The following is a 19593-nucleotide window of genomic DNA, read 5'->3' on the forward strand; positions in this document are numbered from 1 at the left end:
TCCATCGCAGTTTACAATTTCGACGGATTTGGGACGCGCAGATAATCTTTGGCAGGAATTGAGATCAGGTCATGCAGGTGCAGAAGGTTCCGATCTTGCGGTGACATGGTTAGAATCGCGTTGCGAGCAGCGCGTGCGATCTGAGCGGCGTCCTGATCCTTCGCTGTGATATAAGGTAGCGCGGGGGTTGGGGTTGTTTCGGCGACCTCACGCAGAGCTTCTGGAAGGTCGGAATGGACCTTCAGTATCTCCCATGTCAGCACATCCAGCGCGGCATAATCGGCACGGCCCTCGGAAATGGCTTGAGCAGACAGCGCATGACCACCGGATTGCAGAACCGACGATGGTGTTCGGTGGTATCGTTCAAGGTGAACCATTGGGGCGGCCCATCCGGATTGCGACAGCGGTTCATTATAGGCAAAAACACCATCGGCCAATTCATCAAGATCGCGGGGGTCGTGGCGGCGGGCTACAAAAACCGACCGGTAATGGCCAGGTGGGCAGCCAGGCAACGCGTAATCCGGCGTTCCAACCAACTGCACCTTGCCATGCAGCCGGGTGCGAAAGGGCATGCCGCAGGTCTGGGCAAAAACCAGATCCGGGTCCAACCAGACATCCCAGACATCCCGGTCTCGGTTTAGGTTTGCGGGGCCATAGCCAAGGTAATCCCGAATCGATGCCCAAAACCGATCATTCGCAGGGCGCAGCGCAGGCATGTCGTACATGCCCAGCATGGCTATCAAGATTTGGCAGCCTTTTGACGGGCCATTGCAGAGTCGACATCACTGATGCCCAGCAGGCTGACGACCAGTCGCAGTAAGGAATCCTCTTCACCCGTGCGGTGCCCATCCGCCAGAGCGACCGACCACAAGGCCTGAACGACTGCCAGGCGGTCGTCATAGGCAACGGCCTCTTTGATTGCGCGAGTGAACCGTACGGTGTCCGGTGCTTCGGCCTCGAGATCTTCGGCGCGGGCGCGCAGGCCGGCGGCTTCGAACGGGGATAGGTCATAGCGTTCAACCGAAATCCGGTCGATTCGCGCCATTTCACTGTCGGCATAGTCGTTGTCAGATCGGGCAACGCGCACCAGCAGGGCCGTCAAGGCCAGTCGAGCATCGTCATCGGTGAAAGGGGCGGGCTGAGGCTGGGTCAGTCGAGACAGAAAATCACTAAACATGAGACAGGTATAGAGAGGCCTTACGCCTCTTCCAAGCGTCTTTGCACACGCTTTCTGGCGGTCTTGCTGTCGTTAAAGCTCAGACCCATGGCGATGCGGGCTTCTTCGACGATTTTCATCTCGCCCTCATCTGTATTCCCGTCGGCCAGAACCACCTCCCAGAGGGCATCCAAAGCGGCCAAGCGCTCGTGCAGGTCCGTGGTTTCCCGGATCAGCTTACCGAACGTGTCCGTTTCCGGTGCGGCTGCGTGCAGTTTCTCGCAGGTGGCGCGGACCTTTGCGGCTTCGATCGCGTTATGTTGATAAAGTCGGGCGAGGATACGGTCGATCAGGCTGATCTCTTCCAGCTTATAATCCCTGTCCGCTTGTGCAACGCGCACCATAAGCGCCCCGAGTGCAAGTTCAGCGTCTGGGTCGGGCAGATTGTCGTGTTGTGGCGGGCGGAAAGCCTGAAAGAGTTTTTTCAACATGGTCAGAGATTATTCCATATTTGATAACCCGCCAAGCACGGACTATCGCGCAAGGCTCAGAATGATCAAAAGACCGCCTGCTAGAGCCGGATAGCGCGCTGGGTCAGAGTACCTTTCGCGCTTCGTCTTGCAGCCAGGCCAGCATTTTCCGATAGGGTACAGGGCCATAGCTTATACGCGCGACTCCCAGCCCAGCCAAAGTGGCGGTGTCCGGTGTGCCGGGTAATGCTATGATATTTAGCGGCAAGTCGATTGACTCTACCAACCGGGCAATCATGGCCTGATCCCGTAGGCCGGGGGCAAAGAATCCGCTGGCCCCTGCATCTGAATAGGCTTGTGCTCGGACCATTGCCTCTTCCAGCATCGCATCATCATGGGTTTCGGGCTGCGCCTTCAGGAAAATGTCGGTCCGCGCGTTGATAAACGCAGGAACGCCCGCCGCATCGCAACCTTCGCGCATCGCGCTGACACGGGCGGCCTGAGTTTCAATATCGTACAACTCATTTGATCCGATGATCTGGTCTTCGAAGTTGAAGCCGACAACGCCGGATTCAAGGGCCAGCCTGATATTGGCAGAGATACCCTGAGCATCAGCCGCATACGCACCTTCGAAATCCAGAGTAACCGGTAGATCAACGGATTCGACAATCCGGCGAGCATTGTCCAGCGCGACCTGCATCGGGATGTTTTGGCCGTCGCTGAACCCTTGTGCCATCGCAACAGGAGCGCTTCCGGTGGCAATGGCTTGGGCGCCAGCGTCACGCACGGCACCGGCACTGCCAGCATCCCAGATATTGTACAGGATAACCGGTTCGCCCTTTTTGTGCAGAGCCGCGAATGTCAGTGCTTTGGTGATCTGATCGGTCATGGCCGGTCTCCTATCTCTGAGTTGCGGACAGTTAACCGTGCAAAGGGTCAGCGCGTACAGTCTTTTCGCGCTGACCGATACAATCTGCTTTCGTGCCTGGTGTCAGACCAGACGCGAGGTGTCCTTGGCAGCGCGCACAAAGTCGCGGAACAAAGGATGCGGGTCGAACGGCTTTGATTTCAGCTCGGGGTGGTACTGGACCCCAATGAACCACGGATGATCCGACCACTCGACGATTTCTGGCAACCGCCCGTCGGGGGACATGCCTGAGAAATTGAGACCGGCATTTTCCAGCTTGTCGCGGTATTTGATGTCCACTTCATAGCGGTGGCGGTGGCGCTCCTCGATGGCGGTACCGCCATAGACTTCGGCCACTTTTGACCCTTCGGCCAGAACCGCGTCATAGGCGCCCAGGCGCATGGTGCCGCCCTTGTCATCACCGACTTTGCGTTCGACCTTGTGATTGCCCTGCACCCATTCTTTCAGGTGATAGACCACCGGTTCGAACCGCTTTTTACCGGATTCATGGTCGAATTCCTCGGACCCGGCCTCTTTGATGCCAGCGGCATTTCGCGCGGCCTCAATTACGGCCATCTGCATGCCCAGGCAGATGCCCAGGTAGGGCACCTTATGTTCGCGGGCATATTGCGCAGCCTTGATTTTGCCTTCGGTACCGCGCTCACCGAATCCGCCGGGCACGAGGATCGCGTGGAAGCCTTCCAGATGCGGGGCGGCCTCTTCGGTATCGAATACCTCGGCATCGACCCATTCGACCTTGACGCGGACACGGTTGGCCATCCCGCCATGGGTCAGCGCCTCGGCTATCGACTTATAGGCGTCCTCCAACTGGGTGTACTTACCGACGATGGCGACCTTCACTTCGCCCTCGGCATTGTGGATGCGATCACTGACGTCTTCCCATTTGGTCAGATCGGGCTTGGGGGCAGGGCTGATCTGGAAGGCATCCAGAACTGCCTGATCCAGTCCCTCGCGGTGATAGGCGAGCGGAGCATCGTAGATGGTGCTGAGGTCCTGCGCAGCAATCACGCTATCGGGGCGGACGTTACAGAACAAAGCCAGTTTTTCACGTTCCTTGGTCGGGATCGGGCCTTCGGACCGGCAGACCAGAATGTCGGGGGCGAGACCGATCGAACGCAGCTCTTTTACCGAGTGCTGGGTCGGCTTGGTTTTCAATTCGCCCGAGGCTTTGATGTAGGGCAGCAGGGTCAAGTGCATGAACAGGCATTGGCCGCGTGGTTTGTCCTGGCTGAATTGGCGGATGGCCTCAAAGAAGGGCAGGCCTTCGATATCGCCCACGGTGCCGCCGATCTCGCACAGCATGAAATCGACTTCATCCTCGCCTATGGCGATGAAATCCTTGATCTCATTGGTGACGTGCGGGATCACCTGAATGGTTTTGCCCAGGTAATCGCCGCGGCGTTCTTTTTCCAACACGTTGGAATAAATCCGCCCGGAACTGACCGAGTCGGTTTTGCGCGCGGCTACGCCGGTAAAACGTTCGTAATGGCCAAGGTCCAGATCGGTTTCTGCCCCGTCATCTGTAACGAACACTTCGCCATGTTCAAAAGGCGACATGGTGCCCGGATCGACATTCAGATAGGGGTCCAGCTTACGCAGACGCACCGAATACCCTCGGGCTTGCAACAGCGCGCCCAAAGCCGCCGAAGCCAATCCTTTGCCCAAGGATGAAACCACACCACCAGTGATGAAAATAAAACGCGCCATGTTTTTCGGCTGCTCCCCGTGAGACGTCAATATCAGCTGCCCGGCGGTTCAAGAAAAACCGCTGCATCACGGGACTTCACGTATAAAGGATTCGCGCCAATAGCGCAAGAGAACCGCAAGATGCTGTTGCAGTTCTCTTTTCGGTTTCTAGGTTTTGTGTGTCAGTTGGCCTGCGGGATCAAAGGCGCGTTGTCACCCTGTGCCGGAGGCAACAGGTCATCCGCCGACGGAATTGCCGGTGTGCTTTCTTCGGTCGCGGCCGGTGCCTGTGTCCCAATCCGGTCAAGCACAGAGCTGCCCGAGGATTTTTGTGCCGCCAGAATGGTCAGCGTGATCGAAGTGACGATAAAGCACGCGGCTAAAATCCAGGTCACCTTGCCCAATGCTGTTGCAGCCGACCGGCCAGCCATGGCACCGCCTCCGCCGCCACCCATGCCAAGGCCGCCGCCTTCGGACCGCTGCATCAGGACGACGGCGATCAGGCCCAAAGCCAGAAGAAGATGGATAATGAGAACGACGTTTTCCATGGTGGTCCTGTACAGCGTGGCGTGTATCGCGAGGTACTTATGCAAGTTTGGTTCCGGGGGCAAGTCACGAGTTACCATCACGCCAAGTGATCTTCGGGATCACAGCAAAGAGACTGGACAGGCAAGGGGATGGTAAAGCAGGCTGCGACCCATGCCACATGACGATCCCGACCATCCGCACGCCATATTGCCGCCTGAACCCGCCCTTCGCGTCAAGGCGCTGGAAACGATTCTGACCCGCAAGGGTTTGATCGACCCGGCCGCTTTGGATGAGATCATCGACACTTACCAAAACAAGATTGGCCCGCAGAACGGTGCCCGGGTTGTTGCCAAAGCCTGGACTGATCCGGCCTTTAAGGCAGCACTGCTTAAGGATGCAACGCCCGAGGTGGCAAAGCTTGGCTTTTACGGTCGGCAAGGCGAGCACATAGTTGTTGTCGAAAATACCCCTGATCTCCACAACATGGTCGTTTGCACGCTTTGCAGTTGCTACCCATGGCCTTTGTTGGGGATTCCACCGGGGTGGTATAAATCGGATGCCTATCGTGCGCGGGCCGTGCGTGAGCCGCGTAAAATTTTGTCAGAGTTCGGAGTTTTTCTGACGGATGAGACAGCCGTGCGGGTTTGGGATTCAACGGCCGAGATACGCTATCTTGTTCTACCCATGCGCCCCGATGGCACCGATAGGATGACCGAAGACGACCTGACCGCGCTTGTGACCCGTGACAGTATGATCGGAACCGGCCTGCCAAAGGTGCCGTCATGACCCGCGTTCACGATATGGGAGGACGGTTCGGCGACGGTCCGGTGATCCCCGAATCCCAAGATGCAGCGATTTTCCCAGAAGAATGGCACGGGCGCGCATTGGCACTGACATTGGCTGCCGGGTTTCTGGGACAATGGAATATCGACATCTCGCGCCATGCACGCGAACGACTGTCGCCCAAAGACTATGCACGATTCTCTTACTACGAAAAATGGGTGTCAGCACTTGCAGATCTGTTGGTAGAGCAGGGGGTCCTGACTTTGGAAGACCTTCTGGGCCAAGGAACGGATGCTTCACATCCTTTGGCTTCCCGCGCGCTGACAGCTGGGGCGGTTGAGGGCACACTGTCCAAAGGCGGTCCGGCTGATCGACCCTCGAATATCGCGGTGCAGTTTGATCCCGGCCAAAAGGTGCGTACAGTACGACCGGCTGCCAACCGCCTGAAAATCGGTGGTCATACCAGGTTGCCATCTTACGCTTCCGGCGCTCGCGGTCGGATATTGCGCCTGCATGGGACGCATGTTTTGCCGGATTCCAATGCTCATGGTCTGGGAGAGGCACCTGAACCATTATATGCGGTTGCATTCCCGGCCTCGGAGCTTTGGGCCGATCCCGAGAACCGAAATGACGAGGTCATATTAGATCTGTGGCAAAGCTATCTGGTGCCCGATGAGTGAGTGTAACGCACAGCCATTACCCGAGCCGGCATTCGCAGAGCCCTGGCATGCACAGGCCTTTGCGGTCACGGTCGCGCTGAATGAAGCGGGACGATTCGAATGGTCGGAATGGGCCGATCGATTTTCGAAGATGCTAAAACGCCATGGTCTGAGCAAAGAGCTGAATGGTGGCAACGACTATTTCCATGCCTGGCTGGAAACACTCGAGGCCTATTTAGCCGAAATGGGTGACGCGAACCCAAGTGATGTCGCCGCAGTCTCGTTGGATTGGGAGAAAGCCTATCTGACGACTCCACATGGTGAACCCGTTCATTTGTCGAATGGCTAGAAAGGGGGCGCTGCCCCCGCCGCGACTCCCCCGAGGTATTTTGAGCCAGATGAAGCAAGGGATCCTCTCTTCATCTGGCCAAAAATACCTCCGCCGGAGGCACCACGCACAGCGTGGTTATGATCTGCGGCGAATTATCGGTTTCCCTGTCGCTGACACATCGCTATACGAGCCGGGTTTGATATCTCAGCGCAAAAGGACCAGATATGGCCAATGTGGTTGTTGTCGGCGCCCAGTGGGGTGACGAAGGAAAAGGCAAGATCGTCGATTGGCTCAGTGAACGGGCCGATGTGATCGCGCGTTTTCAAGGCGGGCATAATGCCGGTCATACGTTGGTAATCGACGGTGCCGTCTATAAGTTGCACGCTCTGCCATCCGGTGTGGTACGTGGCGGCAAGCTGAGTGTCATCGGCAATGGCGTTGTTCTGGACCCCTGGCACCTGCTGAAAGAGATCGCAACGATCCAGGCGCAGGGAGTCGAGATATCGCCCGAAACGCTGATGATCGCAGAGAACACTCCGCTGATCCTGCCCATCCACGGTGAACTGGACCGCGCACGCGAAGAGGCGGCAAGCAAAGGAACCAAGATCGGCACCACCGGTCGTGGAATCGGCCCCGCATATGAAGATAAGGTTGGGCGGCGTTCTGTGCGGGTTGCTGACCTGGCAGACGAAGCGACCCTTGAGGCACGCGTAGATCGCGCGCTGCAGCACCATGACCCGCTGCGCAAGGGATTGGGGATCGAACCCGTGGACCGCGATGCACTGATTGCTCAGCTGAGGGAAATTGCGTCCGAGATTCTGCCTTTCGCAGCACCCGTTTGGAAAGTGCTGAACGAAAAGCGCAAGGCTGGTAAACGTATTCTGTTTGAAGGCGCGCAGGGTGCCCTTCTGGACATCGACTTTGGAACCTATCCGTTTGTGACCTCGTCCAACGTGATCGCCGGTCAGGCGGCGACCGGTGTTGGCATCGGGCCCGGCTCGATTGATTTTGTCCTTGGCATCGTAAAGGCTTACACGACCCGTGTGGGTGAGGGGCCGTTTCCAACCGAATTGGATGATGCGGATGGCCAGCGTCTGGGTGAGCGTGGGCACGAGTTCGGTACCACCACCGGGCGCAAGCGGCGTTGCGGCTGGTTTGATGCCTGTCTGGTGCGCCAAACCTGTGCCACTAGCGGCGTAAACGGTATTTCGCTGACCAAGCTGGACGTGCTGGACGGATTCGAGACGCTGAAAATCTGTGTTGCCTATGACCTTGACGGTAAGCGTCTGGATTATCTTCCCACTGCAGCCGATCAGCAGGCACGATGTACTCCGATCTACGAAGAAGTGCCTGGTTGGAGCGAATCCACGGAAGGCGCGCGCAGTTGGGCGGACTTGCCTGCAAATGCCATCAAATATGTGCGTCGGGTCGAAGAGTTGATCGAATGTCCGGTTGCATTGCTGTCCACTAGCCCAGAGCGGGATGACACCATTTTGGTGACAGACCCGTTTGCTGACTGATGGCGGGCGAACAGAAAAATGGCCTGAGCTATAAAGCGCGTCGTCGTTGGTCGATGGTGCTGCTGCTGATTGGCCTGCCGGCTTATATCGTTGCGGTGGTGACGGTGATAAACTGGTTGGACCGGCCACCAATTTGGTTGGAACTTCTGGTATACGTAGCGCTCGGCATTTTGTGGGCTCTGCCTTTCAAATTCATCTTCAAAGGTGTCGGAAAAGAAGATCCAAACGGATCCTCTGACTGAGCGGCCTATTCCGGGCTCATCCTGCGGCGGGTTCATACGCCTGCCCACAAAAGATCGCCCAATGAAAAAGGGCCGGAGTTGGTCTCCGGCCCTTCTTTCTTTTCGGTTTGAATTCAGCCTGCGGCGCGTTCATCTCCGTCAGGGCGGAACCCTATCTCGTCCGAAGCCGCAAACCGACCTCCGCCAGCTTTCTCAATCTTGCCATCGCGCAGCAGTTGCCCGAATGAGCGCAAGCTTTCCTCGCGATTAAAATCGCCCTGCTTGAGAGAACGGATCTTGTTCATCAGTTGCGGGCGCGAGAACTGTTCCTGTCCTTCGATGAACGACAGATAAGATGCCGCAGCTTCCAGCAGGTCCGGCAGAGATTGTGCGCCCTGTTCCTGCGCATAGTGCGCAAAGCCGCTTTCCTCGATCGGAAGACCCAGCGGTTTGGATTTTACACGGCGCGGAGAAATCGGCCCCATTTCATCCTCGTCTTTATTGTCGATGCGCTGTTCAGCAACCAGCTTGAGGGGAGCGGCAGGCTCTACCTTGGGACGGGCAGTTGTAACATTGCTTTCGGGGCGGCGCGGGCTGATCTGCTGAGCCTGATTACGGTTCAGCGCATCTGCACGATCAGCATTGGTTGCGGCCACTGCATTGCGCAGACGGGAATATGTCTCGCGCTGAGTGGCAGTCGCGGGATCATCCATCTGTTCGACCGCCTTTTCCATCAGGCGAGAAACGTCCTCGTCCAGGTTCGGTTCCTCAGGCAGAGGCTCGGATGCACGGGCGGACAACACGGCTTCGACGCTGGCAATTTCGTCAAGCAGAGTTTCCTCGTCTTCTTCGGTCAAATAGCCGGCAACCTCTTCAGGTTCGTCTGCGTCCGCCGAAATGTCTTCTGTCAGGATATTGTCGATTTCGTCGCTCTCGGCTTCGTCCGTCTCGGCACTCAGATCCGAAAACAAAACCTCTTCTGCCTCGACAGTGGTCACATCGTCGGCGATGGGTGCGACATCAATTTCTGGCACGGCGGGGGTCTCTTGGGCCGGGCCTTCGATCTCTGCCTCTTCCGCGGCGGGTGGGGGCATGTCAATCTGAGATTCGGGCTCAAATTCCTGAGCTGCTTCAACCTCTGCATCGGCCGCGGGGGATTCGACCAGATCTGTGGGGGTCAGAGTTCCAGCCTGAAAGGCAGCCGATACGGCATCAGTTGGGCCGGTTTCGGATTTCATCAGGGGGGAATCTTCATCCTCGGCGTAGATCACCGAGTTTTCTTCGCTATGAGAGACTACCGCCCGGATCCGTTGCAGCTTTGCGGCGATACTATCGGCGGCTGGTTCGGGTCGACCCTCTACCGGCTCGGCCTCTGCGATGGGCGCGGACTGTGAGGGGGCAGCGGTATAGGCCGGAGCACTCGGGGTACTGGGCGGGGTCATGGGCGCGGTAGAAAGGGACGGTGAAGCGGCACGGTCTTGCGCCCGCAGAAGCAATCCGTTTTCGCTCTGGCTGGCTTCGACTTTACGCGTCGCATCTCGCTGAGCAATGCGGGTCAGCATTTCGGCGTCTGGTTGCGGGGGTTCGGACCCAAAATACCTGTCATCCGCTGCAAGGTCGCGGAAGTATTCGGCAATCGACTTCATCGTTTCAAAAGAATCGTCAAATCCTTCCAAAGTGCACGAGAAGGTTCCGTAGGAAACTGTCAAAACCTTGTTATTCTGTACCATCAGACGTACGTCCTCTACAAACTACACGAGCCATCAGCCCGGTCGTGGGCAGAGCTATTGGCTCAGAACTTTGTCCATGAACCTATCATTTTGTGGTCTCAATGTGTCAAAACCCGGAAAAAATGATCAATCTCATGAAAAAGACGCGAATTGTACGTTCGAAAGAGTCAATCACGCTGGTTGGAAGCGGTCAAATTGGCCCTGAAGATTTGGATTTGGCGTTGATTCGCACAAAGTTGGCCGTCGCCGCGGATGGTGGGGCGGCAAGTTTGTTGGAAATTGGGCGCATTCCAGACGCTGTTATCGGTGATTTTGATTCGCTCGATCCGGATCACAAAGATCAGATTCCGCTGGATCGACTGTTTCCAATTAGCGAACAAAACAGCACGGATTTCGACAAGGCCCTGCGCAGTGTCGAGGCGCCGTTGGTGATTGGGGTCGGTTTTCTCGGGGGGCGTCTGGATCACCAGTTAGCAGCACTCAATGTCTTGGTTCGCAGGCAAGATCAGCCCTGTATTCTGATTGGCGAAAGTGAGATTATCTTTCACGCACCCCCCCAAATATCGGTTTCTATGGCACCTCGAGATGTCGTCTCATTGTTTCCATTACAGCGTGTATCAGGGCAAAGCCGCGGCCTTGAATGGCCAATCGACGGTTTGGTGATGGAGCCGAACGGCGCTGTCGGAACGTCCAACCGCGCATTGGGCTCGGTTGAATTGCGTATGGATGGGCCGGGCCTTTTGGTAATGTTTCCCAGGGCGATGCTGGATCAGGTCATGCAGGCGCTTCTGTCGGTGCCGTCCGGGCGCTGGCCCGCTCACGCAGAATGACATAGAGGCCGGCAGCGATGGTGATGCAGATGCCCAAAGCGGCGACACCGTCGGGCAGGTCGTGAAAGATCAGCCAGCCAAACACCGTGGCGACCGGGATTTCGAGATACTGCATCGGGGCCAATGTTGCAGAGGGTGCATATCGCAGCGACCAGGTCATGAACAGATGTGCGACTGTGCCGAGAAGCCCGATTGCAAGCAAAAGCCAGATATCGCCCAAATTCGGAGCAATCAGGGACAGCTCCCAGATTCCGGCGGGTGTTCCCACCAACAGGGCAGGCAGTAGGATGACAGAAGCTATGACGCCTGACACGGCCTGAAGCGCAATGGGATCTGTAGCTTTTGCAATTTGCCGGGTCACGAGCATGAACAGGGCAAACACCACCGCGACGACAAGTGGAAGCAAAGCCGCATATCCGACCTCGGCAAAGCTGGGTTGAATGACAAGCAATGTACCACCAAAGCCCACAAGGCACGCAATCAGGCGTCGCTTGCCGACTTCTTCCTTTAGTACCAGTTTGCCAAGAAGCAACATGATAAACGGCATAACAAAGGCGATGGCCACAGCGTCGGCCAGCGGCAGGTATTGCAGGGCAGAGAACATCGCGGCGATGCCGACGATGTGCAGCAGGGTTCTTATGACAGCCAGGCGAAATATACGCCCCTGCATGCGCCAGGGCCTGCCAGTCCAGGCGACCAGCGGAACCAACAACATGGCTTGAATGGCAAACCGGACAAAGACCAGCATTCCAAGCGGCACGGTTTCACCCAGTAATTTGGCGACCGCATCCCCCAAGGGTGCAAGCGCGCAAAAGCCAAGCATCAGCACGATGCCAAAAACGGGACGGTCCTGTGTCATGATGAGACGCTAGCGATTTGATTGAACCGGGGAAAGGCGAAAGCTAGGGGTCGGGCAGCGGTTGTACTTTGGTGTAGTCCGGGCCGATGCAGATCGGCAGCCCGTCATCCAGTTTCAGCCAGCCCAGCTGCTCTTCATGCGCGACATGCAGCGTAGGCTGCAGTTGGTTAGGGTCGTCCAGAAGGGCCACATACAGATGCATCACGCCGGACATCGTGTCGGACCGGAATGAGATCGGCGAGCCGCAATCAGGACAAAAGCTGCGTTCTACGCCGGGTGAGGATGCGAATGTCTTTGGTTCCTGGCCCGTCCATTTCAACTGTCCGTCGCGGACCCCGAAATAAGCTGTCATCGCGGCCGCGCATTGTCTGCGGCAACTGTCGCAGTGGCAGATCACACAGGACAGAACGGGCGAGTCCACCCGAAATGAAACCTTACCGCAAAGACAATGGCCTTCCATTTCGCTTCCCCGCGTTGCCTCAGCAATTCGGCACGTTCACCGCCAAACCGCCCAAAGACGTTTCCTTATACTTTTCGTGCATGTCGTGCCCGGTCTGCCGCATGGTTTCGATGACAGCGTCCAGCGGTACGAAATGGTGACCATCTCCGCGCAGGGCCAAAGAGGCTGCCGACACCGCCTTGATCGCACCCAGCCCGTTGCGTTCGATACAGGGTACTTGAACCAGCCCGGCGACAGGATCACAGGTCATGCCCAGATGATGCTCGAGCGCGATCTCAGCGGCATTTTCCACCTGTTCCGGCGTGCCGCCCATAACCGCGCACAGCCCGGCTGCAGCCATGGCTGCGGCGCTGCCGACTTCGGCCTGACACCCGGCCTCGGCGCCCGAGATCGAGGCGTTGTATTTGACCAGCCCGCCAATAGCGGCCGCAGTCAGCATGAAATCTTCGATGTGGTTCTCTGAAGCACCGGGTACATGGTCCAGATAATAGCGCATTACCGCTGGAAGAACCCCGGCAGCACCATTGGTGGGGGCGGTTACCACCTGACCGCCAGCTGCGTTTTCTTCGTTTACGGCCATGGCGTAAACGCTCATCCAGTCGTTGATCGTGTGGGGCGCGTTCAGGTTCATGCCACGTTCGGCCATCAACGCGTCATAGATGCCTTTGGCGCGACGACGCACGTTCAAACCGCCTGGCAGAATGCCGTCGGTGGTCAGACCGCGCTCGATACAGTCGTTCATGACCTGCCAGAGGCGCGCAGTGCCTTTGGCAAAACTGTCTGCACAGCCGCGCGCGATCTCGTTGGCGCGCTTCATCTCGGCGATGCTTTTGCCGCTGGTTTTGGCCATGTCCAACATCTCGACCGCCGATTTGAAAGGAAAGGGCACCGGTGCGCCTTCATCTGTTGCCTTGCCTTGGGCCAGTTCTTCCTCGGTCAGAACAAAGCCGCCACCGATCGAGTAATAGACCTGCCGCAGGATCACGTCGCCCTGTGCGTCCGTGGCCATCAGGACCATACCGTTAGCATGGCCCGGCAGATTGTTTTCATAGTCGAAAACCAGATCGGCCTTGGGATCGAACTGCAGCGTGGGCAATCCTTCGGGGGTCACGCTGTGGGTCTCACTTATGCCAGCCAGTGCGGCCTCGGCCCGTTCGTGATCATATGTGTCGGGCACAAATCCGGCCAGGCCCAGGATCGTGGCGCGATCGGTTGCGTGGCCGACACCGGTAAAGGCCAGCGACCCGTGCAGCGACCCGCGCAGCCCTGAAAATTCGAACGGAGAGGCGCGCATCATGTCCAGAAACCGCGCGGCAGCAACCATTGGCCCCATCGTATGGGACGAGGACGGGCCAATGCCCACTTTGAACATATCGAAGACAGACAGAAACATATCAGGTAGCAAAGCCTTCCGGTGGGTTAGCATAGGTTGGTGAGGTAAAGGGTGTAACCCCTAAACCCTCGGCCGCGATTGCGGCGCGTGTGGCGGGGCGCGTCTCCAATTGCATCAGCATTCGCTGCAGATGCGGCGTGTCAGCGATCTGAAACCAGCTGCGATCAGCCTTCGCAGGATAGAGCGCCATCCAGCGCATCTGACAGGCCAGATAATAGCTCAGGACCGATGGTATGTCCGGGCTCAGCCAGGGCGGCGCGCTTTTCGCAACTTCGTCAAGCAGGCGCAAGTGCTGGCGCAAACGAGGGCGGATACCGGCGCGCAAAGGATTGACCTGCGCTGCGTCTATATATTTTTCGGCATAAAACAGAATACGCAGATCAGCGTGCAGCGTATTGGAGGCAAAGAACAGCCACTTCAGAAACGCTGCGCGGTTGCTGTCCATGGGAGTAGGGGCCAGCCGACCATGCGTATCCGCCAGCCACAACAAGATAGCAGCGGTTTCGAAGATCGGCCCCTGTGGTGTTTCCAATACCGGGATCAGCCCATTGGGGTTCAGCGCGCGATATTCCGGGCTGTCCTGTGCGCTTTGGCGGCGGTCTACCAGAACCGTTTCATAGGGCAGGCACATCTCTTCCAGCGCCAGCCGGATGACCAGCGAAGCATTGTCCGGGGCATAGTGCAGGCGGTAAGGCGTGTTCATGCGAACTATGTATACCTCACTTATGTTTTCAACAGACCTGATTGCGACGTTTCCCATAGGAAACGCGTAGTTTCGCGACATGTTGGTCTACCGATCCGGACAATTCTCTCTCGCAGTTGTCGTAGGCATTCCGTATAAGTTCCGCAGCAAATTAGGGGGATGCTGAAATGGCCGGTGATCTGTCGCCCATCGACACTGCAAAATACGTCGCAGCACGCCGTGCGGCTGACATGGTGCAGAATGGGATGCGAGTCGGCCTGGGAACCGGATCGACCGCTGCATGGATGGTGCGTCGGTTGGGGGAACGGGTCAGAGAAGAAGGTCTGGCGATCAAGGGTGTTCCGACATCGACCCGGACGGCCCAACTGGCCCGTGAACTGGGCATTGAGGTTGTTTCCCTGGATCAGGCGGGATGGCTGGACATCACTATCGACGGTGCGGACGAATTCGACAGAGAGCTTAATCTGATCAAGGGCGGCGGCGGCGCGCACCTGCAGGAAAAGATCGTAGCCACGGCCAGCGACCAGATGGTGGTCATCGCCGATGCCGGCAAAGAGGTCGAGACTCTGGGTGCCTTCCCATTGCCGGTCGAGGTGATCCCCTTTGGCTGGCAGACCACACGCACCCTGATCGAAGAGGTGCTGGATACCATGGATGTTCTCGGTACCCGCTCGGCGCTTCGCATGAACGGAGAAGCGCCGTTTGTCACGGATGAAGGCAATCACGTGCTGGACCTGCATTTGCAACGGATCGGAAACCCAAGGCAGATGGCGCTGGTGCTGAACCAGGTACCCGGCGTGGTCGAGAACGGGTTGTTCATCGACATTTGCGACAAGGTCGTGATCGGTTATGGAGATGGCCGGGTCGAACTGCGCGACATCAACGAGGGAACGGTGGAACTGGACGAGTTGTTCGATGGCGGCAAAGACAACCTGTTCACGGATTTGGCGGATTAGCGCGTGTCGGCGATAGAATTCTATGAAAGTTCCACAGCTTGGAAGAAGCGGCTGTTTTACAGAGTGGTTTTCGCCGGGTTTTTCTTTGGCGTTTTTATCTTATTGCTTCCTACCGTGCTGCGGTATGAACGGTCGAACTATGTGCTGATGACTTATATGATCTTTTTCATAGGCGCGATCATCAGCATATCTCTTGTCCTGAGATCAGATCGTAAACTGATCACGCTCGACGACAAAGCGATTGGTTTCAGATTGGGATATGTCGTTCACGGGATTTTTCAACAAGAGTCTGCATGGGCCGGTGTTGCGTGGAAGGATATCCGCTATTTCGATTTCCCTTCGGATGGAAAGTTGAACCCCAAAGACGCATTGTACATCAGCTACAATGACGACAAAGGTCGGGTTCGGAACTTTATTCTACCAATTGCTGGTTTGAGGCGGTCCGATCTCGAGGCGTTTGTGAAATCGCTACGTCGTTTCTGGCCGGACATTGACCGCCAATGGCAGGAGAAGCTTGCCGATCGCAAACAAGAGATTGCAACTCTTGACGTAAACCATATTTGAAGGTTGCGGAGATTCATCCCAATCAGAGAGGGTACGGGACCTACTATGAGCTTTGACTATGATCTTTTCGTCATCGGAGGCGGCTCGGGCGGGGTCCGGGCGGCGCGTGTGGCGGCTGGCGAAAACGGGGCCAAAGTGGCGTTGGCGGAAGAGGATCGCTATGGCGGGACCTGCGTGATCCGCGGATGTGTCCCCAAAAAGCTGATGGTTTTTGCCAGCGAATTCTCTGGCATGGTCGAAGATGCGCAGGCCTATGGCTGGGACGTCAAACCCGGTGCGTTCGACTGGGATTTCTTCCGTGGCAAGCTCTATGCCGAGCTGGACCGGCTGGAAGGCATCTATCGTAACATCCTGAAAAACAACGGCGTCGAAAGCTTTGATCAGCGCGCGCATGTGGTGGATGCGCATACGGTTGAGCTGGCGGATGGCACCCGCAAGACGGCCAAGCATATTCTGGTCGCCACCGGCGGACGCCCTGTTGTGCCCGAGTTTCCGGGCTCGGACCTGGCGATCACCTCGAATGAGATTTTCCATCTGGAAAAACTGCCCGAAAGCATCCTGATCGTCGGCGGCGGCTATATCGCCAGCGAGTTTGCCGGAATCATGAACGGCATGGGTGTGAAAACCACTCAGTTCTATCGCGGTGCGCAAATCCTGCGCGGCTTTGACGAAGAAGCGCGCGGATTGATCAGTGATGAGATGTGCCAGAACGGCATCGATCTGCATCTGGGCACCAATGTGCTTGAGATGGCCAAGGACGGCGACAAGATTCGCGTAAAGGCCACCAATGGCACGGAACAGCTGTTTGACGTGGTCATGTATGCCACTGGTCGCGCGCCCAATGCCGACAATCTGGGGCTTGAGGCCATCGGCGTTGAACGCGGCCGCAAGGGTGAGATCATCGTGGATGATTACAGCCAGACCGGCGTGCCCTCGATCTATGCGATTGGCGACGTGACGGATCGGGTAAACCTGACTCCGGTAGCGATCCGCGAGGGGATGGCTTTTGTCGAAACCGTATTCAAAGGCAACCCGACACCTGTGGATCACGACCTGATTCCAACTGCGATTTTCACGCAGCCGGAATTCGGCACGGTGGGGTTGAGCGAAGAAGACGCTGCAGCCCAAGAGCCGGTCGAGATCTATGCAACCTCGTTCAAGCCGATGCAAAAGGCATTCGCAGGTGGCACGCAGCGGGTTTTGATGAAACTGATCGTCTCTCAGGCCACGCGTAAGGTGCTGGGCTGTCACATCGTGGCGCCGGGCGCCGGCGAGATGATTCAACTGGCTGGCATTGCCGTCAAAATGGGCGCAACCAAGGAAGATTTCGACCGCACCGTTGCAGTTCATCCGGTCATGGCGGAAGAACTGGTAACAATGCGTCATCCTGTGCGTACGGCTTGATTTGCAACCGCGCGCACACAAGTTACAAGGGAACCCGTGATCACACGGTTCAACACAAGGGAATAGATAAAAATGGCGGGCAACAGCGGCGGCCCCTGGGGGGGCGGAGGCTCTTCTGGCGGCGGAGGAAATCGGGGTGATAACGGGGACGGGCGCAAGCCCCCTGAAAACGAGGGCCCGCAGATCCCCGAGATCGACGAGCTGATGAAAAAAGGCCAGGAACAGCTGCGCGTCCTGATGGGCGGCGGCGGTGGCGGCCGTGGTAGCAATGGTTCGGGCGGTGGCGGGGGTGGTCCCATCTTTACCAAAGGGACTATTGCCATTGGGTTGGTGGTGGGTGCAGTCCTTTGGGGGGCGGCCAGCTTTTATACGGTAAAGCCGGAAGAACAGTCGGTAGAGCTGTTTTTGGGTGAATTTTCAAACGTTGGAAATCCCGGTCTGAACTTTGCGCCTTGGCCGTTTGTAACTGCCGAGGTCATTCCTGTGACCCGCGAGCAGAACGAAGACATGGGCGGAGCCCGTGGTAGCGATGATGGCTTGATGCTGACAGGCGACGAAAATGTTGTCGATATCGACTATCAGGTGGTCTGGAACATCAATGACCCGGCCAAGTATCTGTTCAATTTGCGCGACCCGCGCCAGACGATCCGCGCCGTGTCGGAATCGGCCATGCGCGAGATCATTGCACAAAGCGAGCTGGCACCGATCCTGAACCGAGATCGGGGTGTGATCGCTGATCGCTTGCAGGAATTGATTCAGTCGACGATGGACAGCTATGATTCCGGCGTGAACATTGTGCGTGTCAACTTTGACAAAGCCGACCCGCCACAGGACGTAATCGCGGCCTTCCGCGACGTTCAGGCCGCCGCACAAGAACGTGACCGTCTGCAGAACGTCGCCGACGCCTATGCCAATAAGGTACTGGCCGAAGCACGTGGTGAAGCCGCGCAAGTTGTGGAAGAGGCCGAAGGATATCGCGCCCAGCAGATCAACAGTGCTCAAGGTGAAGCCAGCCGCTTTAGCGCGGTTCTGGAAGAATACTCCAAAGCGCCGGATGTAACGCGCAAACGTTTGTATCTGGAGCGGATGGAGCAGATTCTGGGTGATGTCGACAAGATCATACTGGACGAAAACTCGACCGGTCAGGGACAGGGCATTGTTCCGTATCTGCCGCTGAACGAACTGCGCCGCAATCAATCCGGGGAGAGCAACTGATGCGTAAGTCACCCATTATCCTCATCCTTGTGGTGATCCTCGGCGCTGTTGCGCTGTCATCGATCTTTATCGTGGACGAACGCCAGCGCGCATTGGTTCTGCAATTCGGCCGTGTGGTCGCGGTTAAGGAAGAGCCTGGTCTGGCGTTCAAAATTCCACTTATTCAGGAAGTTGTCCGTTATGACGACCGTATCCTGTCCATCGACGTTCAACCGCTTGAAGTGACGCCGTTGGATGATCGTCGTCTGGTAGTCGATGCCTTCGCACGGTACCGGATTTCCGATCTGAACCAGTTCCGCCAGGCGGTTGGTGTCGGTGGTATCCCGGTTGCCGAGGATCGTCTGGACCGCATCTTGCGCGCTGAAACCCGCGAAGTTCTGGGTTCAGTTTCGTCCCGTGACATCCTGAGCTCGGACCGGGCTGCGCTGATGTTGCGTATTCGCAATAGTGCGATTGCCGAGGCACGTGCGCTGGGTGTGACCGTCATTGACGTACGTCTGAAAGCGACCGATCTGCCGCAGGCCAACCTCGAAGCGACGTTTGACCGTATGAAGGCCGAGCGGGAGCGCGAAGCAACGGACGAACGTGCCCGTGGTAATGAGGCGGCACAGCGTGTACGTGCCCAGGCCGACAGGACCGTTGTCGAACTGGTGTCGGATGCACGGCGTGAGGCTGAGATCATTCGCGGTGAGGCTGACGCCGAACGCAATGCGATCTTTGCCGAAGCTTACGGTGCGGACCCTGAATTCTTCGAATTCTATCGTTCGCTGACCGCCTATCAGAATGCTTTGCAGGGCGGTAACAGCTCGATGGTATTGAGCCCGGATTCCGAGTTCTTCAACTATCTCAAATCACCCACCGGCCGGGGCCAATCGGCGGGGCAGGCGTCTGAATAATGGGTATGATCCTTCTGGCCTTTGGGCTGGTGTTGATTGTCGAGGGGCTGGCCTATGCGCTGGCCCCTTCGCTTATTGAACGTATGCTAGAGGCGTTGCGGTCTATGCCAGAGCAGGCACGTCGGCTTGCAGGATTGTTATGTATGGTGGGAGGTCTCGTGTTGCTATGGGGTGCATATCAGGTCGGGTTTTGAACAACGGCTACACTTCATGGTGATTTCCCCGCGATCCTCAGTTGCGGGCAAGGACAAACCAGCTACATTGGATATCAAGAAGGGCCGCCTGCGGGCGATCCAGATAG

At 57.2% G+C, this 19593-nt stretch carries 23 protein-coding genes; 12 read left to right on the forward strand and 11 right to left on the reverse strand.

The annotated features are described in order from the left end of the window. Positions 1–11: 11 nt before the first annotated feature. From AC2FLB_RS11265 to secG, 6 genes are all read right to left on the reverse strand, one after another. The gene (locus AC2FLB_RS11265) at positions 12–734 is read right to left on the reverse strand and encodes a phosphate/phosphite/phosphonate ABC transporter substrate-binding protein (RefSeq protein ID WP_496709271.1); all 723 of its coding nucleotides are present in this window, start codon (positions 732–734) and stop codon (positions 12–14) included. A gap of 5 nt (positions 735–739) precedes the next feature. Next, on the reverse strand, positions 740–1177 hold the full coding sequence (locus tag AC2FLB_RS11270) for a tellurite resistance TerB family protein (protein ID WP_142634608.1): 438 nt from the start codon (positions 1175–1177) through the stop codon (positions 740–742). Positions 1178–1197: 20 nt separating this feature from the next. Beyond that, a complete protein-coding gene (locus tag AC2FLB_RS11275) occupies positions 1198–1647 on the reverse strand; it encodes a tellurite resistance TerB family protein (protein WP_142634606.1) in 450 nt (149 codons plus the stop codon). A gap of 103 nt (positions 1648–1750) precedes the next feature. Beyond that, the gene (locus AC2FLB_RS11280) at positions 1751–2515 is read right to left on the reverse strand and encodes an isocitrate lyase/PEP mutase family protein (protein WP_496709272.1); all 765 of its coding nucleotides are present in this window, start codon (positions 2513–2515) and stop codon (positions 1751–1753) included. Positions 2516–2617: 102 nt separating this feature from the next. Beyond that, on the reverse strand, positions 2618–4261 hold the full coding sequence (gene pyrG, locus AC2FLB_RS11285) for a CTP synthase (protein ID WP_496709273.1): 1644 nt from the start codon (positions 4259–4261) through the stop codon (positions 2618–2620). 161 nt (positions 4262–4422) lie between these two features. Then, positions 4423–4788 (reverse strand): preprotein translocase subunit SecG, encoded by a 366-nt coding sequence (gene secG, locus AC2FLB_RS11290; RefSeq protein WP_142634600.1) that lies wholly within the window; start codon positions 4786–4788, stop codon positions 4423–4425. A gap of 151 nt (positions 4789–4939) precedes the next feature. Between secG and nthA the strand changes: the two genes are divergently transcribed. From nthA to AC2FLB_RS11315, 5 genes are all read left to right on the forward strand, one after another. After that, complete coding sequence (nthA, locus tag AC2FLB_RS11295) at positions 4940–5554, forward strand: nitrile hydratase subunit alpha (protein ID WP_496709274.1); 615 nt, start codon at positions 4940–4942, stop codon at positions 5552–5554. Continuing rightward, positions 5551–6231 carry a nitrile hydratase subunit beta gene (gene nthB / locus AC2FLB_RS11300; RefSeq protein ID WP_496709275.1) on the forward strand — a complete coding sequence of 227 codons (681 nt, stop codon included), beginning with the start codon at positions 5551–5553 and terminating at the stop codon, positions 6229–6231. Before nthA ends, nthB begins: the two co-directional genes overlap by 4 nt. Then, on the forward strand, positions 6224–6559 hold the full coding sequence (locus tag AC2FLB_RS11305) for a nitrile hydratase accessory protein (RefSeq protein ID WP_496709276.1): 336 nt from the start codon (positions 6224–6226) through the stop codon (positions 6557–6559). Before nthB ends, AC2FLB_RS11305 begins: the two co-directional genes overlap by 8 nt. 206 nt (positions 6560–6765) lie before the next feature. Then, positions 6766–8061, forward strand: a complete 1296-nt coding sequence (locus AC2FLB_RS11310; protein WP_142634592.1) for an adenylosuccinate synthase — start codon at positions 6766–6768, stop codon at positions 8059–8061. After that, positions 8061–8303, forward strand: coding sequence for a DUF2842 domain-containing protein (locus AC2FLB_RS11315; protein ID WP_142634590.1), 243 nt, complete (start codon positions 8061–8063; stop codon positions 8301–8303). The genes AC2FLB_RS11310 and AC2FLB_RS11315 overlap by 1 nt, the downstream gene beginning before the upstream one ends. A gap of 113 nt (positions 8304–8416) precedes the next feature. Here the strand turns inward: AC2FLB_RS11315 and AC2FLB_RS11320 are convergent, their stop codons facing one another. Beyond that, a complete protein-coding gene (locus AC2FLB_RS11320) occupies positions 8417–10012 on the reverse strand; it encodes a hypothetical protein (RefSeq protein WP_496709277.1) in 1596 nt (531 codons plus the stop codon). A gap of 134 nt (positions 10013–10146) precedes the next feature. Between AC2FLB_RS11320 and AC2FLB_RS11325 the strand changes: the two genes are divergently transcribed. Then, entirely contained in the window at positions 10147–10842 is a 696-nt protein-coding gene (locus AC2FLB_RS11325; protein WP_496709278.1) for a thiamine diphosphokinase, read from the forward strand. Here the strand turns inward: AC2FLB_RS11325 and AC2FLB_RS11330 are convergent. From AC2FLB_RS11330 to AC2FLB_RS11345, 4 genes are read right to left on the reverse strand one after another with little or no spacing between them, the layout of a single operon-like run. Next, on the reverse strand, positions 10787–11701 hold the full coding sequence (locus tag AC2FLB_RS11330; protein WP_496709279.1) for a DMT family transporter: 915 nt from the start codon (positions 11699–11701) through the stop codon (positions 10787–10789). The two genes, AC2FLB_RS11325 and AC2FLB_RS11330, sit on opposite strands and share 56 nt — an antisense overlap. A 43-nt stretch (positions 11702–11744) precedes the next feature. Then, the gene (locus AC2FLB_RS11335; protein WP_496709280.1) at positions 11745–12161 is read right to left on the reverse strand and encodes a GFA family protein; all 417 of its coding nucleotides are present in this window, start codon (positions 12159–12161) and stop codon (positions 11745–11747) included. Between the two features lie 19 nt (positions 12162–12180). Then, complete coding sequence (locus AC2FLB_RS11340; RefSeq protein WP_142634582.1) at positions 12181–13554, reverse strand: L-serine ammonia-lyase; 1374 nt, start codon at positions 13552–13554, stop codon at positions 12181–12183. Between the two features lies 1 nt (position 13555). Then, complete coding sequence (locus AC2FLB_RS11345) at positions 13556–14257, reverse strand: glutathione S-transferase family protein (RefSeq protein ID WP_496690778.1); 702 nt, start codon at positions 14255–14257, stop codon at positions 13556–13558. A gap of 167 nt (positions 14258–14424) precedes the next feature. Between AC2FLB_RS11345 and rpiA the strand changes: the two genes are divergently transcribed. The 6 genes from rpiA to AC2FLB_RS11375 all read left to right on the forward strand — a co-directional run bounded on the left by rpiA (position 14425) and on the right by AC2FLB_RS11375 (position 19486). Then, positions 14425–15213, forward strand: a complete 789-nt coding sequence (gene rpiA / locus AC2FLB_RS11350) for a ribose-5-phosphate isomerase RpiA (protein WP_271946345.1) — start codon at positions 14425–14427, stop codon at positions 15211–15213. Between the two features lie 114 nt (positions 15214–15327). Further along, on the forward strand, positions 15328–15777 hold the full coding sequence (locus AC2FLB_RS11355) for a hypothetical protein (protein WP_271946348.1): 450 nt from the start codon (positions 15328–15330) through the stop codon (positions 15775–15777). Between the two features lie 45 nt (positions 15778–15822). After that, positions 15823–17181 (forward strand): glutathione-disulfide reductase, encoded by a 1359-nt coding sequence (gor, locus tag AC2FLB_RS11360; RefSeq protein WP_496709281.1) that lies wholly within the window; start codon positions 15823–15825, stop codon positions 17179–17181. A 72-nt stretch (positions 17182–17253) separates the two neighbouring features. Then, on the forward strand, positions 17254–18396 hold the full coding sequence (hflK, locus tag AC2FLB_RS11365) for an FtsH protease activity modulator HflK (protein ID WP_496709282.1): 1143 nt from the start codon (positions 17254–17256) through the stop codon (positions 18394–18396). Next, complete coding sequence (gene hflC, locus AC2FLB_RS11370) at positions 18396–19292, forward strand: protease modulator HflC (RefSeq protein ID WP_496690774.1); 897 nt, start codon at positions 18396–18398, stop codon at positions 19290–19292. Before hflK ends, hflC begins: the two co-directional genes overlap by 1 nt. Next, positions 19292–19486, forward strand: a complete 195-nt coding sequence (locus AC2FLB_RS11375) for a DUF2065 domain-containing protein (protein ID WP_142634568.1) — start codon at positions 19292–19294, stop codon at positions 19484–19486. The genes hflC and AC2FLB_RS11375 overlap by 1 nt, the downstream gene beginning before the upstream one ends. Positions 19487–19593: the final 107 nt, after the last annotated feature.

It is taken from the genome of Ruegeria sp. CDSA236 (genome assembly GCF_059611285.1).

Bases quoted from the DNA above. Each gene is read 5' to 3' on its own strand.
- AC2FLB_RS11280 (WP_496709272.1), bottom strand. From the start codon at position 2,515: ATGACCGATCAGATCACCAAAGCACTGACATTCGCGGCTCTGCACAAA.
- AC2FLB_RS11345 (WP_496690778.1), bottom strand. From the start codon at position 14,257: ATGAACACGCCTTACCGCCTGCACTATGCCCCGGACAATGCTTCGCTG.
- AC2FLB_RS11310 (WP_142634592.1), top strand. From the start codon at position 6,766: ATGGCCAATGTGGTTGTTGTCGGCGCCCAGTGGGGTGACGAAGGAAAA.
- hflC (WP_496690774.1), top strand. From the start codon at position 18,396: ATGCGTAAGTCACCCATTATCCTCATCCTTGTGGTGATCCTCGGCGCT.
- AC2FLB_RS11325 (WP_496709278.1), top strand. From the start codon at position 10,147: ATGAAAAAGACGCGAATTGTACGTTCGAAAGAGTCAATCACGCTGGTT.
- AC2FLB_RS11330 (WP_496709279.1), bottom strand. From the start codon at position 11,701: ATGACACAGGACCGTCCCGTTTTTGGCATCGTGCTGATGCTTGGCTTT.
- AC2FLB_RS11375 (WP_142634568.1), top strand. From the start codon at position 19,292: ATGGGTATGATCCTTCTGGCCTTTGGGCTGGTGTTGATTGTCGAGGGG.
- AC2FLB_RS11275 (WP_142634606.1), bottom strand. From the start codon at position 1,647: ATGTTGAAAAAACTCTTTCAGGCTTTCCGCCCGCCACAACACGACAAT.
- hflK (WP_496709282.1), top strand. From the start codon at position 17,254: ATGGCGGGCAACAGCGGCGGCCCCTGGGGGGGCGGAGGCTCTTCTGGC.
- AC2FLB_RS11340 (WP_142634582.1), bottom strand. From the start codon at position 13,554: ATGTTTCTGTCTGTCTTCGATATGTTCAAAGTGGGCATTGGCCCGTCC.
- rpiA (WP_271946345.1), top strand. From the start codon at position 14,425: ATGGCCGGTGATCTGTCGCCCATCGACACTGCAAAATACGTCGCAGCA.
- AC2FLB_RS11335 (WP_496709280.1), bottom strand. From the start codon at position 12,161: ATGGAAGGCCATTGTCTTTGCGGTAAGGTTTCATTTCGGGTGGACTCG.
- gor (WP_496709281.1), top strand. From the start codon at position 15,823: ATGAGCTTTGACTATGATCTTTTCGTCATCGGAGGCGGCTCGGGCGGG.
- AC2FLB_RS11270 (WP_142634608.1), bottom strand. From the start codon at position 1,177: ATGTTTAGTGATTTTCTGTCTCGACTGACCCAGCCTCAGCCCGCCCCT.
- pyrG (WP_496709273.1), bottom strand. From the start codon at position 4,261: ATGGCGCGTTTTATTTTCATCACTGGTGGTGTGGTTTCATCCTTGGGC.
- secG (WP_142634600.1), bottom strand. From the start codon at position 4,788: ATGGAAAACGTCGTTCTCATTATCCATCTTCTTCTGGCTTTGGGCCTG.
- AC2FLB_RS11265 (WP_496709271.1), bottom strand. From the start codon at position 734: ATGCTGGGCATGTACGACATGCCTGCGCTGCGCCCTGCGAATGATCGG.
- nthB (WP_496709275.1), top strand. From the start codon at position 5,551: ATGACCCGCGTTCACGATATGGGAGGACGGTTCGGCGACGGTCCGGTG.
- AC2FLB_RS11305 (WP_496709276.1), top strand. From the start codon at position 6,224: ATGAGTGAGTGTAACGCACAGCCATTACCCGAGCCGGCATTCGCAGAG.
- AC2FLB_RS11315 (WP_142634590.1), top strand. From the start codon at position 8,061: ATGGCGGGCGAACAGAAAAATGGCCTGAGCTATAAAGCGCGTCGTCGT.
- nthA (WP_496709274.1), top strand. From the start codon at position 4,940: ATGCCACATGACGATCCCGACCATCCGCACGCCATATTGCCGCCTGAA.
- AC2FLB_RS11320 (WP_496709277.1), bottom strand. From the start codon at position 10,012: ATGGTACAGAATAACAAGGTTTTGACAGTTTCCTACGGAACCTTCTCG.